General features: G+C 70.9%; 15 protein-coding genes. 7 read left to right on the top strand and 8 right to left on the bottom strand.

Annotated features, from left to right (window positions below):
- Positions 1–114: 114 nt before the first annotated feature.
- From ACFVWU_RS31765 to ACFVWU_RS31740, 6 genes are all read left to right on the top strand, one after another.
- Positions 115–1,587, top strand: a complete 1,473-nt coding sequence (locus tag ACFVWU_RS31765; protein ID WP_387627334.1) for a M28 family peptidase — start codon at positions 115–117, stop codon at positions 1,585–1,587.
- A gap of 152 nt (positions 1,588–1,739) precedes the next feature.
- Positions 1,740–2,981: a cytochrome P450 gene (locus ACFVWU_RS31760; protein ID WP_387627359.1), complete on the top strand. Its 1,242-nt coding sequence runs from the start codon at positions 1,740–1,742 to the stop codon at positions 2,979–2,981.
- A 143-nt stretch (positions 2,982–3,124) separates the two neighbouring features.
- Positions 3,125–3,646, top strand: coding sequence for a carboxymuconolactone decarboxylase family protein (locus ACFVWU_RS31755; protein WP_387627333.1), 522 nt, complete (start codon positions 3,125–3,127; stop codon positions 3,644–3,646).
- 255 nt (positions 3,647–3,901) lie between these two features.
- On the top strand, positions 3,902–4,270 hold the full coding sequence (locus tag ACFVWU_RS31750) for a peptidase inhibitor family I36 protein (RefSeq protein ID WP_387627331.1): 369 nt from the start codon (positions 3,902–3,904) through the stop codon (positions 4,268–4,270).
- Between the two features lie 7 nt (positions 4,271–4,277).
- Positions 4,278–5,180 (top strand): hypothetical protein, encoded by a 903-nt coding sequence (locus ACFVWU_RS31745; protein WP_387627330.1) that lies wholly within the window; start codon positions 4,278–4,280, stop codon positions 5,178–5,180.
- A 254-nt stretch (positions 5,181–5,434) separates the two neighbouring features.
- Positions 5,435–6,742, top strand: coding sequence for a S8 family serine peptidase (locus ACFVWU_RS31740; protein WP_387627328.1), 1,308 nt, complete (start codon positions 5,435–5,437; stop codon positions 6,740–6,742).
- Between the two features lie 74 nt (positions 6,743–6,816).
- On the opposite strand, the gene ACFVWU_RS31735 is transcribed toward ACFVWU_RS31740, so the two are convergent.
- The gene (locus ACFVWU_RS31735; protein ID WP_387627327.1) at positions 6,817–7,500 is read right to left on the bottom strand and encodes a hypothetical protein; all 684 of its coding nucleotides are present in this window, start codon (positions 7,498–7,500) and stop codon (positions 6,817–6,819) included.
- 350 nt (positions 7,501–7,850) lie between these two features.
- Here ACFVWU_RS31735 and ACFVWU_RS31730 point away from each other — a divergent pair, with 350 nt between their 5' ends.
- Positions 7,851–8,012: a hypothetical protein gene (locus tag ACFVWU_RS31730; RefSeq protein WP_387627325.1), complete on the top strand. Its 162-nt coding sequence runs from the start codon at positions 7,851–7,853 to the stop codon at positions 8,010–8,012.
- 58 nt (positions 8,013–8,070) lie between these two features.
- On the opposite strand, the gene ACFVWU_RS31725 is transcribed toward ACFVWU_RS31730, so the two are convergent.
- From ACFVWU_RS31725 to ACFVWU_RS31695, 7 genes are all read right to left on the bottom strand, one after another.
- Positions 8,071–8,385 carry a hypothetical protein gene (locus ACFVWU_RS31725; protein ID WP_387627323.1) on the bottom strand — a complete coding sequence of 105 codons (315 nt, stop codon included), beginning with the start codon at positions 8,383–8,385 and terminating at the stop codon, positions 8,071–8,073.
- Positions 8,386–8,523: 138 nt separating this feature from the next.
- Positions 8,524–8,853, bottom strand: a complete 330-nt coding sequence (locus ACFVWU_RS31720; protein WP_387627322.1) for a DHCW motif cupin fold protein — start codon at positions 8,851–8,853, stop codon at positions 8,524–8,526.
- Between the two features lie 118 nt (positions 8,854–8,971).
- Positions 8,972–9,625, bottom strand: coding sequence for a LysE family translocator (locus tag ACFVWU_RS31715; protein ID WP_387627320.1), 654 nt, complete (start codon positions 9,623–9,625; stop codon positions 8,972–8,974).
- 138 nt (positions 9,626–9,763) lie between these two features.
- Positions 9,764–10,534 (bottom strand): hypothetical protein, encoded by a 771-nt coding sequence (locus ACFVWU_RS31710; RefSeq protein WP_387627357.1) that lies wholly within the window; start codon positions 10,532–10,534, stop codon positions 9,764–9,766.
- Entirely contained in the window at positions 10,506–11,747 is a 1,242-nt protein-coding gene (locus ACFVWU_RS31705) for a hypothetical protein (protein WP_387627318.1), read from the bottom strand. The genes ACFVWU_RS31710 and ACFVWU_RS31705 overlap by 29 nt, the downstream gene beginning before the upstream one ends.
- Before the next feature lie 153 nt (positions 11,748–11,900).
- Positions 11,901–12,722 (bottom strand): MerR family transcriptional regulator, encoded by an 822-nt coding sequence (locus tag ACFVWU_RS31700; protein ID WP_387627356.1) that lies wholly within the window; start codon positions 12,720–12,722, stop codon positions 11,901–11,903.
- Positions 12,723–12,964: 242 nt separating this feature from the next.
- Positions 12,965–13,237: hypothetical protein (locus tag ACFVWU_RS31695; RefSeq protein WP_387627316.1), on the bottom strand; the 273-nt coding region annotated here is incomplete at its 5' end.

Here is a 13,237-nt window from a genome sequence, read left to right as displayed (position 1 = left end):
GGGTTCGGGCACCCGAGCGCGGACCGCCCGCACGGCCGTCCCCCGGACACGGCCCGCGGTGCGCCACCAGCCATGCCGTCCGCGGTCGGGGACCCCCACATCCGAGGAGCCTCGATGCAACGCAGAGTTTCCCCAGGACGGTTGCTCACCACGGCGACCACCCTGACCGTCCTGGCCGGCCTGGTCGTCGCGACCGCGGGACCGGCCGGCGCCGCGCCCACCCCCTCCCCGGCGCCGCCGAGCGCCCTGACCGTCGGCGGCGGGGACACGCCCGGCGGACCGGCACCGGACATCGACGTGGCCAAGGTCCAGGCCCACCTGACCCAGCTGAACACCATCGCCGACCAGAACGGCGGCAACCGCCGTGCCGGCAGCGCCGGGCACAGCCAGTCGGTGGCGTACCTCAAGGCCAAGCTGCAGGCGGCCGGCTACACCGTCAGCGAGCAGACCTGCACCTCCTGCACCTACCAGTCCGCCAACCTGATCGCCGACTGGCCCGGCGGCCCGTCCGACCAGGTCACCATGTTCGGCGCCCACCTGGACAGCGTCGCGGCCGGCCCCGGCATCAACGACAACGGCTCCGGCTCGGCCGTGCTGCTGGAGAACGCGCTCGTGCTCGCCCAGCAGAACCCCGGCCTGACCCGGCACGTCCGGTTCGCCTGGTGGACGGGTGAGGAGCAGGGCCTGCAGGGCTCGCAGTCCTACGTCGGCCAACTGAGCTCCACCCAGCGCTCGGCGATCAAGGCCTACTACAACTTCGACATGGTCGGCTCGCCCAACGCCGGCTACTTCATCGACAACCTCACCTCCGCGGCCTCCGCGCCGATGAAGGCCTACTGGGACTCGCTCAACCTCCAGCCGGAGGAGAACGTCGAGGGCCAGGGCCGCTCGGACGACTACTCCTTCCAGCAGGCCGGCATCCCGACCTCCGGCTACGCGGCCGGCGCGGACGCCGTCAAGACCTCCGCCCAGGCCACCAAGTGGGGCGGCACGGCGGGCCGTTCCTACGACTCCTGCTACCACCAGTCCTGCGACACCACCGGCAACATCGACCCGACCGCGCTGAACCGCAGCGCCGACGGCGTGGCCTACACCATCTGGAAGACCTCGGTCGGCGGCACCACCCCCGCCGACGACTTCTCCCTCTCGGTGAACCCGGCCACCGCCACCGTCAAGCCCGGTGGCTCCGCCACGGCGACCGTCGCCACCGCGACCACCTCCGGCTCGGCCCAAACGGTCAAGCTGACCGCCACCGGCGCCCCGGCCGGGGTGACGGTCTCCTTCAGCCCGGCCTCGGTGCAGTCCGGCGGCTCGGCCACGATGACCGTCGCCACCGCGGCGTCCACCGCGGTCGGCACCTACAGCATCACCGTCACCGGGACCGGCTCGGTCACCCACACCACCAGCTTCTCCCTGGTCGTGGGCAACGGGAACCCCGACCCCGGCGGCACCTGGACGCCCGGCACCACCTACCGCACGGGCGACCCGGTGACCTACGACGGCGTCACCTACCGCTGCCTCCAGGGGCACACCGCCCAGGTCGGCTGGGAGCCGCCGATCGTCCCGGCGCTGTGGCAGCCGGTGTGATCCAGCCGTTCTGACGTCGAGTGAAGCCGCTGCGCCGCGGTCCGTCGAGGGGGACGGACCGCGGCGCGGCCGTGCCACCGCGCGTCTGACGTAGAGTCGGCCCTCGGGCTTGCCCCGCCTTTCGCCTGACGTCGGCCCAGTCGAGGAGACCCCTGGTGACCACGGACACCGTCCCCGTGCCTGAACTGACCCCCGAGGCCGTCGAGCAGTGGCGGGCCGAGGAGGCCCAGCTGGTCGACCTGCTGGCCCGCGCCCAGCGAGGCATCGGCGGCATCGCCGCCTTCCGGCTCGGCCCGGCCCCGACCGTCCTGGTCACCGACCCGGCCGCGGTGCAGCACGTGCTCGGCCGCCACCCCGACCGGTACGTCAAGCGCTCGCACCGGGCCCGGATGCTGGTCGGCGACGGCGTGCTGTCCGCCACCGGCGAGGCCTGGAAGCGTCAACGGCGGCTGCTGCAGTCGCAGTTCACCGGGACGGGCATGCGCCGCTACGAGCAGCGGATCGCCGCCGCGGCGCGCCGGACCGCCGAACGCTGGGAGGGCTACCGGCGCAGCGGGGAGACCTTCGACGTGGGCGAGGAGATGCGCGGCTTCGCCCTGGACACCGTCTGGCGGGCGCTCACCGGACTGCCGCTGGACGACCGGACGGACGGCGACCTGCGGGCGGTGGAACGGGTGGTGGCCGCGATGCCGACCCTGCCGACCAACGCGGCGGACGCCCGGGACGCGGTCGCCGAGGACCTCGCCCGGATCGACGCCGTCGCCCAGGCGGCGATCGACGCGGCACGGTCGGTGGGGGATGTCGAGGAGCCCGGCGTGCTCCGCGTCCTGCTCGACGCGGCCGACCAACGCCCCGAGTACACCGACCGGTTGATCCGCGACGAACTGGTCACCCTGCTGGTGGCCGGCCACGAGACCACCGCCACCACGCTCACCTGGCTGTTCCTGCTGCTCGACGACAACCCGGACGCCCGCGGCGCCGACCCGCAGGCGCTGGTGGGCGAGACCCTCCGGCTCTACCCCTCCGCCTGGCTGCTCCCCCGGCACGCCCTCGAGGACGACGTGATCGCCGGGCACCGGATCGCCGCCGGTACGGACGTGCTGGTCTGCCCGTACCTCACCCACCGCGACCCGGCGCTGTGGCCCGACCCGGAGCGCTTCGACCCGACCCGGTTCGCCCCCGGCGCGGACCGCCCCGGCCAGCTCGGCGCCTACCTGCCCTTCGGCCTGGGCGCCCGCGCCTGCCTGGGCACCCAGTTCGCGGTGCGGGAGACCACGGCGCTGCTGGAACTGCTGCTTCCGCTGGGGGTGTTGGAGTTCCGATCCCGGCCGGCCGGGGCCGCCTACAGCATCACGGTACGCCCCGACGGCCCGACCCCGGCGGTCCTGCGCTGAGCGGTCCGGTGGGGCGGGCAGCGCGGGGCGGGACGGGGCGGGCCGGGAAAAAGATTCGCGCCGGGCTGTCACACACCCGCGCCGGGATCCGTCGGGTCAGTGAAAGCACCACTGCTCCCGAAGCTCCCGAGAGGAACACCACGATGACCACCCACTCGACCACCGGCCGCTCGATCACCGCCGAGATCCCGCTGCGCCCCCGCCTGGCCACCGACCCGGGCGAGCTCGTCCCCGAACTCGCTCAGGTGTCGGCCGCGTTGTTCAAGGCCGTCGGCAACCGCTCGATCCCGCGCGCCACCGTCAGCCTGGTCCAGCTGCGGGCCGGCCAGATCGTGGGCAGCACCTACCTGACCGTCCTGCACACCGGGTTCCTCCGCAAGGCCGGCGAGTCCGAGGAGCGCATCGCCTCGGTCGCCGCCTGGCAGGACTCCCCGTACTTCACCGCCCCCGAGCGCGCCGCCCTCGCCCTGGTCGAGGCCACGCTCCGGCCCAACCCGCACGGCGAGCGCGTCAGCGACGAGCTGTACGCCGAAGTCGCCTCCCACTACGACGAGAAGGCGCTCGCCACGCTCACCCTCGCCATCGGCCAGGTGAACTTCTTCACCGCCATCGCGCTCATCGCCAAGCCCGTCCCCGGCCGGTCCTTCACCGACCCCTGGGCCTGACCCGCCCCCCGGCCCACCGAGCCCCTCGCCCGGCGGGCCGGTCGGCGTTCCATGCCCCAACGGCGCTGCCCCGTCCCGCAGTTCGTCCGGGACGCCCGGGGACGCCGCAGGTCGGGGCGCGGGACGGCGTCCCACCGTCCCCAGACGGTCCGCGCCGATGGCGATCGCCCCCGGTCCTGGCGCAGGCTGGCAATCGCCGACGGACCGTCAGATCCGGTCGGCACAAGGCACCTTCACTCGATTCGAGGAGCCACCATGTTCAAGAAGACCATCGCCGCGCTCGCCGTCGCCGCGAGCGCCGTCGTCGGCGCGGGTGTCGTCGCCCCGGCCGCCGAGGCCGCGCCGGCCGGCTGCAACGCGGGCGGCCTGTGCGTGTACTGGGGATCGAACTACAGCGGCAGCGTCCAGACCGTCTACCAGGACAACAACGACCTGAGCATGTACGCCAACTTCAACGACAGCCTCGGCGGCTCGGCGTTCAACAACGGCAACAGCTGCAACGTCGTCGTCTATGCCCAGAAGAACGCCCAGGGCCAGGGCTGGATCCTCTACCGCGGCCAGGGCTGGACCACGATCGAGAGCAACCTGCCGCAGATCCTCTCCAACCGCTGGTGCACGGTCTGATCCAGCGATGAAGACCAGGATCACCCTCGCCCTCGCGGCGGTCCTCCTGGGCCTCGGTGCCGCCGGATGCTCCTCGTCCGGCGGCACCACCCCGCCCGGGGCCCAGCCGCGCCCCTTCGGCGGCGTCACCCACTACGACGAGCCGCAGCGCGTCGCCCTGCACAACGTCGAGGAGGGCCTCGTCACCTCCTGCATGCGCGAGCGCGGCTTCGAGTACCGCCCCCAGAGCCTCAGCACCGGCGACCACCGCGTCGACGCCAACCCGTACGGGCTGCTCAGCGGCGACCAGGCCGCCGACGACGGCTTCGGCGTGATCAGCACGGCGCTGAACCTGAAGCAGGCCGCCGACCCCAACCAGGACCACGCCGCCGACCAGGCCTGGAAGTCCGCCCTGCTGGGGACGGACGCGCATCGGGTCACCGTCGACCTGCCCGACCACCAGCAGTTCTACTACAACAGCGACTCCTGTCTCACCCAGGCCCGCGATGTCCTCTACGGCCCCGAGTACTTCCGGCTGTTCAACACCTTCCAGGTGCTCAGCGGCAAGGTCGTCGCCGCCGTCCAGGCCGACGACCGGTTCACCGCCGCCGAGGGCCGCTGGCGCGACTGCATGTCCGCCGCCCACCAGAGCGCCACCCACCTGGCCGACCCGGTGGCCGCGATCGACCAGCGGGTGAAGCAGGACGGCGGCGACCCGGCGAAGACCCACGAACTCATCGGCGGCGAACTGTCGTTGGCCAAGACCTCGGCCCGGTGCCAGGACCAGGCCGAGCTCGAGACCACCGTCTCGCAGGTGCAGGGCGACGTCGAGAAGACCGTCCTCGGCGGCGACGGACCGCTGCTCGACCAGCTCCGCGGCCTGCGGCAGAAGGCCCTCACCCGGGCGGACCGGCCGACCGGCACGCCCTGACGCGAGGCCACCCGCCCGCCGAGCCCCTCGCTCGGCGGGCCGGCCCCGTCGACCGATGGACCGTCAGGGTGATCTCGCCACCTCGTTCCGGCGTCGTACGGTCGGCCCTCGGCCCGCTCCGGGCCGACCGCTGCCACGATGACGACCACATCGAGCGGTCCGCCCGCGCGGAACCGCGCATCGAACGGCAGCACGGCCCGGATCGGGGGACGCCTCCACGGGGCCCGCACCCGGGCCGGCGGAACGAGGAGTCCATGCGGCCCACCCCACTCACCCGTCTCCTGCTCGTCCTCCCCCTCCTGCTCGGCCTGGCCGGCATCGCCGCGCCCGCGCAGGCCGCCGCACCGGTACAGGCCGTCACGCCGACCGACCCCGCGGCCGTGACGGCCGAACGCGCCTGCGCACCCGCCCCGGCCGCTGCGGCGGACGCGCCGACCGTGCCGATCACCACCCCGTCCGGCGAGACGGCCGCCGTGCCGGCCGACCTGCGGGGCCCCTGCCTCGCACTGATCCGCACCGACCTGCCCCGGCTGCGCGGCCCGAAGCCCGGCACCGAACCGCCGGGCTTCGGACCGCGCGACCTCCAGTCCGCCTACGACCTGCCCCGCAACGGCGGCGGGGACCGGACGGTGGCCATCGTGGTGGCGTTCGACGACCGCACCGCCGAGAGCGACCTCGCGGTCTACCGGGAGCAGTTCCACCTGTCGCCGTGCACCACCGCCAACGGCTGCTTCCGCAAGATCAACCAGAACGGCGGCAGCACCCCGCCCCCGACCACCGACCCCGGCTGGGTGGCGGAGACCGCCACCGACCTCGCCTCCGTCAGCGCCACCTGCCCGGACTGCCACCTCCTGCTGGTCGAGGCCGACAACGACCTGCTCGTCAACGAGATCCACGCGGTCGGTCAGGCCTTCCAGCAGGGCGCCACGTTCATCTCGATGAGCTTCGGCGCGCCGGAGTTCCCCAACCAGACCCTGGTCGACGCGTTCTTCTTCCACCGCGGTATCGCGTTCGTGGCCGCCAGCGGTGACAACGGCTACCCCAACCCGCTCTACCCTGCCGCCTCCCAGTTCGTCACCGCCGCCGGCGGCACCAGCCTGCACCGGGTCCGGCCGCCGTTCCTGCCGTTCAACCGCCCGGGCTGGTCCGAGAGCGCCTGGGTCGGCTCCGGCTCCGGCTGCTCGCTCTTCGACCCGAAACCGTCCTGGCAGCACGACCCCGGCTGCGCCAACCGCACCATCGCCGACATCTCCGCTGTCGCCGACCCCGGCACCGGCGTCGCGGTCTACTTCACCGATCCCACCGACGGGGCCGGCTGGCACGTGATCGGCGGCACCAGCGTCGCCGCGCCGCTGATCTCCGGCATGTACGCGGTGGCGGGCACCCCGGGCGTCAACGACTTCGCCGCCTCCTACCCGTACGCCCGCCCCCGGGCCTTCAACGACATCGTCACCGGCTCCACCGGCTCCTGCGGCGGCTCCTACCTCTGCACGGCGGTCCGCGGCTACGACGGCCCCACCGGCCTCGGCACCCCCCACGGCGTCCGCGGCCTGCGCGGCTGACCCCGGCCACACCGACACACCGACACACCGACACACCGGACGCTCCACGGCGTCCGGTGCGTCGGCGCGAGCGGCTACGGGGCGACCATCTGGGCCTGGAGCTGCGGGGTGATCGTCTTGTTGTTGGCGACGAAGGGCACCGAGGTGGCGTCCTGGCCGGTGTTCTGGAAGACCGACAGGGAGATGGCGTCGCCCTTCTTCAGCTCGATGATCGTGGACGCCTCCTGGGTGACGCCCAGGGCGCCGTCCACGGTGCCCTGGAAGTCCACGGCCACCGGGTTGCCGTTGACGTTCACGGCCACCTCGCGCTCGCCGCCCGCGCCCAGGGCGGTGGGGATGAAGCTCCAGAAGAACCGGGACTTGAGCAGGTAGCGCCCGGGGGTGTGGACCACGAGCGTCGAGGTGGTGGGGTCGAACATGTGGTCGGTGTCGAAGTCGACGCCGTTGAAGGTGATCTGGACGGTCGTGCCGGTCGGGATGGTCTGCGCCTTCGACGAGAACACCCCGGCCCCCACGTCCTCACATTTCACCGGCTTCCCGTCGATCTTTCCGTCGAGCCATCCGTCGACGCACTTCCCCGGCCTTCCGTCGTCGGTCACCGGCGACCCCGCCGTCACCGGGCCCTTCGACGGGGCGACCGGCGCCGCGGCGAAGACCGGGCCCGTACCGACCAGCAGGGTCAGGGCGCTCGCGGCGAGCAGCAGGGGAACACGCCGGGCGTTCGAGGCGGACGGCAGGGACTTCCGGTTAGCGGCCATGTGGCCCACTTCCTTCCAAACACGGGGGCTGTCGAACCGGGCTCCCGTGACACCGCCTCAGTGCGGCTGTCACCCCGGGCCCCGCACCTTTGCTAACCCGCCCGCCGTCCCCCCGCCACCGCGCCCGCACCGGCGCCCATCGGCTGCCTGGCCCAACATCCCCGCTCCGCTTCCGTGGCCTGCGGCGCAGGGGCTCCCCGATCTGATGAGGCCCCGCGCGGCGGAGTTCCCCACCCGGACGGGCGCCGCCTTCCGCCGACCACGCGTGACTGAGATCAGCTTCCCGAGCGTCGCAGCAGGGAGCTGCGACGCGGGACGAACGATCAGGAACGATCAGGGGGAATCAGCGCATGGTCGCGCTCTCGGACAACCCGATGACCTGGGTGATGGCCGGAGACAGCATCACCCAGGCCGTCCACCTCACCCACGGCGCCCCCAACGCCGCCGGCCACCTCCGCATGGCCCACCACACGCTACGCATCCTGGGCCTGGGCGAATTCACCGAGCTGTGACGGACGAGTGCCGGTGGCCGGCGTTCAGACGGGAGCGGGCGGCCATTGGCACCGGCGTTCAGACATGGCAGTGCACCCGTTGGCCGGGCAGCGACCGGATCCACTCCACGTACCTGCCCATCACGTCGACGATGGGCTCCGGGTTCGCGGTCGCGGCCTCCCACGTGCCCGGCTCGGAATCGAACCACTCCTTCGTGCGCGAGTTCGGCGCCGACCCCGGGAGCGGTTCGAGGACGGCCTCGAACTCGCCGAACGTCCGCCCGTCCATCGTCGCGGCAACGGACGCGAAGGACCGCATCGAGTTCGGGCCCGCCCACGGACCGTCGACCTCGATGTCGGTCACCACGTACGTCCAGTCGCTCAGTTCGGTCATGCGATCGACAGTACCGCCACGGCCACTCGGCGCCGCGGGGGCCCGCGCGGCTGGTCGAACTCACCCGGCGCCGAGCCGAGTTGCGGGACGCGGCTCGGCCGCACGCGGCAGGCGAGTTGTCAGAAGGCCGCCCGTTCGTCAGTCGACGATCAGCAGGCTGGCCCCGTTCGGCGCGCTGGAGCGGTGCGCCTCGGCATCGTCGGCCACCTGGTAGCTGCCGCCCCGGCCGGTGACCACGACGCGGCCGTCGTCGAGCGTCGTGACGAGCTCGCCCTCCAGGACGTACAGCACGTGCCCCTTGCGGCACCAGTGATCTGCGACGTACCCGGGACTGTAGTCGACCCGGCGGACCCGAACCCCGCCGAAGTGCTGCACCCGGCTGGTCACCTCCCCGCTCTCACCCGGTTTGCGCTCCTCACCGACCTGGCTCCAGTCGGTGGCGGTGAAGGGGAAGCCGCTGAGATTCATACCGTCACACTATCCCGCCTGGCCCGGCCCGGCATCCAAGTTCCGGCGCTGCCCGGCGAGTTGGTCCTTCACCGTGAGAGTCCGAGGTGGACGACGAGTCGCCGGTCGGTCTCGGTGGTCAGTTGTCCCCGAGTGCCAGCTTGATGCCGAAGCCGACGAGCACCGTGCCGGTGATCGCGTCGATGACCCGCTGCACCGAGCCGCGGTTCAGCCACCGGCGGACGAGCTGGGTGCCGAATATCAGCGCGCTGAACCAGACCAGCCCCTCCAGATCGTGCACGGCCGCCAGGACGACCCCCATCAGCAGATGCGGGGCGCCGCTGGGGATGAACTGGGGCAGCATCGCCATGTAGAAGACGCCGTTCTTCGGGTTCAGCAGGCTGGTGCCCAACCCGCGCGCCCAGGACCGTACCCACGTCGCCTCCGCGGTCGTGGCTCCCGCTCCGCCCGCCGCATCCCCCGACACGGGCCGGCCGCGCTCCTTGAGCGTCCGACGGACCATGCCGATCCCCAGCCACGCCAGGTACCCGGCACCGGCCAAGCGGAGCGCGTCGTACAGCAGATGGGATGCCGTGAGCACCGCCGAGGCACCGACCGCGGCCGCCACGCCCCACACGAGCACGCCGCAGAGGATCCCCAGCGCCGTCGCGAAGGCCCGGCGCCTGCCCAGGGTGATGGCGGAGCGCAGCACCAGCGCGGTGTCCAGTCCCGGCATGATGGTCAGCATGCCTGCCACGACGGCGAAGGAGGCGATAGCAGAGGAAACGGTCATGCGGCCATCCTGAAGTCGCGGCCGCGATCACGTCCAATGAGGCCTGCTTCACTGCGCATGAGCAGGACTGATGCCGCTGCTCGCTCGGCTCTTCGCTCCACGGAGCGAAGAGCCGCCGCAAGGCGCGATCCCTCAAGGTCAGACGGGCGGCATCAGATCGCTCTCGCTGATGGTGTACGTCAGCAGGGGGTAGCTGAAGTCCGTTTCCTTGTTCTCACGGCGCCGCAGTTGGTAGAACTCGCGCCGCTGCTCGTCGTCGGCCGACGTGAGGCGCGCGCCCTGCGGGAGGTATGCATGTCCGTCGCGAAACCGGACGAAGGTCTTTGACGTTCGAAACGTCACACCCAGCCATTGGTTGTCCGCCGCCTGGGCGGGCGTGTCCAAGACGATTTTGTGCCTGAGTCGCCGATTCGAGTCGACGGAAAACACCACGACGCTGTTGTGGGCGAGGGGGATCCCGAACCTCTCGCCACCGGACCCCTTCGACTCGAAGATCAGCTTCCTCGACGGGCTCGCTTCGGGGCGTTGGTAGCAGGAGAAGACGGCGATAGACGACTCGTCGGCCAGATCGAGGGCCTGGTCGGAGTGGCTGCCCATGGTGGTGTAAGCGTTCGTGCAGCTCTCGATGAGAGCATTGTTGAAGCCGACCGAAAGCGCCGAACGTTCCTGGATCCGCTGCGCCAGCCGTTCGTGCACCGCCCGGAAACGCTGCGTCGGGCTGCCGTATCGAGTGGTGGTACGTACGAGGGGCACACCACCCGCCCCGTCGATCCTGGTGAGCGTGGCACCTCGCCGGCCTTTTCCCACGTCTTCCAAACGGGCCGACGCCGACAGCTCCGCGAAGAGGTTCCCCTCGATCGGCAAAGCGCACGAGAGGATCTCATCCGAGACCCTGGACTCGGGGGGCACCATAGTCTCCCGTGTTCATGCTGAAGAGAAATTCGTCACCGTAATCGATGAAGGACGAGGTCCTGTTCTCCTCGGCGTACAGCCTGCGCAGCTCGTCCAGGCCGGCCGGTGTGGACGGCTCCAGCTTCACCAGCTCTCCGGCCACTTTGAGGAACGTGTAGCCGTCCTTGTGAACGGCTTCGGCGCTCGAACAGCGCACCACGTACCCCAGGCGGGTCGGGAGCAACTCGGCGTCCAATGCCGAGGGCCGGATTTCATGCGTGTACAGGCGGTTGGTGGACAGCGGCATGAAGAACACTGAGCCGGGATAGAGGGTCACGGTGAACTGCGCGGGGAGCGCGACCCCGTCGCGTCCTTCGATCGGGTCCTTGAGACGAAAGTGGAGCTTGGTCAGCCCGCTGGCGCCCTTCACACCGTAGTCGAAGGCGTCCTCGGCCAGGGGCTGCAGCTTGTCGAGCCCGTCATAGAAGGTGCAGAAGGCCATGATGCCGTTGGCGGGCATGTCCTTGGTCTTGTCGGCATGGGCCGAGATCTTGGCCTTGGACTGCTTGCGCTCGGCTGTGGCAAGGGTGTTGTGGTAGATCTGGGCGAGGACGTGATTCAGCGGTGCCTGGTTCCGGAAGACGGCGGCGGCCTCGCGGTTCAGAGTCTCGACGATGCGCGTGTCGGTCGGGCGAAAGCCCTCGGTCGGCCCCGAGAGGTTCGTGGAGCACCGGAGCAGACGGAAATGCAGTTCCTCACCGTTTCGTGTGACGGGTGTCAGGTAGATTCCGCTGCGATGGGCTGTTCCGGGTTTGGTGGACTCCGTCAGGGACTGGAACTCGTGCTCCGCACGGATCCGTCCGAAGTGATCGGCGCCGAGTTCGAAGAACCGGCGGTAGTACACGCCGACGCCGTGTACGCGGACGGGAACCCGGCCGAGGTCGACGAGGGTCCAAGGTTCGTCGACGCCCTCGTGGTAACCGTGTGACAGCTCCCGGATGACGAATACCCGGGCCGCCTCACGCAGTTGGCGGGCGCTGATCCCGGATATGTCGCCGCACAGGTAGACGGTCTTCCGCGCGAGGTCGGGCGAACCGGAAGCAAGGTCCTCCGGCGTGATCGTGGAGCCGAAGAAGTCCCTGATCACGTCGTTGTCCTGCACCATCGAAGGCGCAACCAGGATGTTGCTCGCATCCTCGATGCGGGCTTCTGCTGGCTCTGTCGCGTACATCAAACGGTACCTGCCATTCGCAGATCATCGACTGGACCTCGGCGACTGTCAACGCCGCCTCCGTGCGAGCGAAAAGGGGGTGCGCTGACTGGGGGCCGGGGCCGGGTGGCCGGGTGACGCAGCGGTCCCCGGCCACCCGGCCGTGATCATCGGTCAGACCCGGGTCACCGGTGCCTGGAGTTCCGTCACCCAGTCGTCGCGGTTCTCCGGGCACTCCAGGCTGATCTCCCGGGGGTACCCGGCCGACCGGTAGCCGTTTCCGTCGATCCAGCGGGCCAGGGTCTGGGCCGTGGGCAGCACGGTGTCCATCGAGCCGCGGTGCACGATGGTCGCCGCCTGGTCGAGGGCCGGCAGGTCGAGCACCCGGAAGACTCCGTCCTGGAGGGGGGCGGAGACCTGGACGGCGGCGTGAACGCTGATCCTGCCGTCGCCCTCCGGGGCGTCCTCGTAGTAGGCGACACCGGGGCCGGTGGGAGTGACACCCGCCGCGTCCAGGAGCCGGAACAGCTCGTCGTAGAGAGGCCCGATGACGGGGCTGATGTCGTCGGGCGCGAAACTCGCGGCGGTCGCGGTCAGCTCCGCCACCCGCACGACCGGGACGCTCTTGATGACGATGTCGTTCGTGGGCATGTGCCCCTCACTCTCGATCGCTCGGAGCCTCGCCTCGACCTGCACCAGCCGCACGGCCGCCACAGCCATTGCGGTCTCCAGCTCGGCCCTCCGCAGCCGCAACATGCCTCGCAGTTCCTCCGTGGCGACCTTTTCCTCCACGATGTCCTGCACCTGCTGGAGGGTGAAGCCGAGGCCCTTGAGCGCGATGACGCGGTTCAGTCGGGCGAGCTGGGCGGCGGCGTAGTAGCGATAGCCGGTGGCCGGGTCGACATGGGCCGGGTGCAGCAGTCCGGTCGCGTCGTAGTGACGCAGCATCCGGACCGAGACGCGGCCGTGCCGGGCGAAATCTCCGATGGTGAACATGGTGTCTCCGAGTTCAGCGCCTGACACGGTGTGAGGGTCAAGAAGCTACCTGGCCGGCGACGAACAGCGAGAGCGAGGGGTGGCGTCGTCAGCTCCACGTCATGACGCCGCCATCGAGCGAAGTGCCCCGAGCTGCCACCACCTGAGACATGCTCCGGGCCCCCGAGTCGACGGCTCGCCGCAGCTCACTCCACGGCCGCGCTGCAGGGGTTCCGGGGCGATCGTCCATACCTGTGGATCTGCTAGCCGGTCTGGCACGGAGGTGATGGTTCGGTGTCGGTGGGGGGCGTCAGCATTGTCGCGAGTCGGTCGACGCCGAACCCGCCGATCAGGAGGCGTTCTTTGCGGCTTCCGGTGAGGCGCTGGGTCCAGTCGACGAACCCGCCGTCCGCGATCTCCAGTTGCTGACCGTGGATGGTCGCGTAGATCTTGTAGCACAGGTCGGTGTAGTAGCCGCGTCCGGTCACCCGGTTGGGATCGTCGATGATGTCAAGGCCCGGTGTTCCGGCCAGCTC

The organism is Kitasatospora sp. NPDC058190 (assembly GCF_042883685.1).
Lineage (GTDB): Bacteria > Actinomycetota > Actinomycetes > Streptomycetales > Streptomycetaceae > Kitasatospora.
The sequence above is the reverse complement of the archived record's forward strand: the minus strand, read 5'-3'. Positions and strand labels throughout refer to the sequence as shown.

Bases quoted from the DNA above. Each gene is read 5' to 3' on its own strand.
- ACFVWU_RS31765 (WP_387627334.1), top strand. From the start codon at position 115: ATGCAACGCAGAGTTTCCCCAGGACGGTTGCTCACCACGGCGACCACC.
- ACFVWU_RS31755 (WP_387627333.1), top strand. From the start codon at position 3,125: ATGACCACCCACTCGACCACCGGCCGCTCGATCACCGCCGAGATCCCG.
- ACFVWU_RS31750 (WP_387627331.1), top strand. From the start codon at position 3,902: ATGTTCAAGAAGACCATCGCCGCGCTCGCCGTCGCCGCGAGCGCCGTC.
- ACFVWU_RS31745 (WP_387627330.1), top strand. From the start codon at position 4,278: ATGAAGACCAGGATCACCCTCGCCCTCGCGGCGGTCCTCCTGGGCCTC.
- ACFVWU_RS31740 (WP_387627328.1), top strand. From the start codon at position 5,435: ATGCGGCCCACCCCACTCACCCGTCTCCTGCTCGTCCTCCCCCTCCTG.
- ACFVWU_RS31735 (WP_387627327.1), bottom strand. From the start codon at position 7,500: ATGGCCGCTAACCGGAAGTCCCTGCCGTCCGCCTCGAACGCCCGGCGT.
- ACFVWU_RS31730 (WP_387627325.1), top strand. From the start codon at position 7,851: ATGGTCGCGCTCTCGGACAACCCGATGACCTGGGTGATGGCCGGAGAC.
- ACFVWU_RS31725 (WP_387627323.1), bottom strand. From the start codon at position 8,385: ATGACCGAACTGAGCGACTGGACGTACGTGGTGACCGACATCGAGGTC.
- ACFVWU_RS31720 (WP_387627322.1), bottom strand. From the start codon at position 8,853: ATGAATCTCAGCGGCTTCCCCTTCACCGCCACCGACTGGAGCCAGGTC.
- ACFVWU_RS31715 (WP_387627320.1), bottom strand. From the start codon at position 9,625: ATGACCGTTTCCTCTGCTATCGCCTCCTTCGCCGTCGTGGCAGGCATG.
- ACFVWU_RS31705 (WP_387627318.1), bottom strand. From the start codon at position 11,747: ATGTACGCGACAGAGCCAGCAGAAGCCCGCATCGAGGATGCGAGCAAC.
- ACFVWU_RS31700 (WP_387627356.1), bottom strand. From the start codon at position 12,722: ATGTTCACCATCGGAGATTTCGCCCGGCACGGCCGCGTCTCGGTCCGG.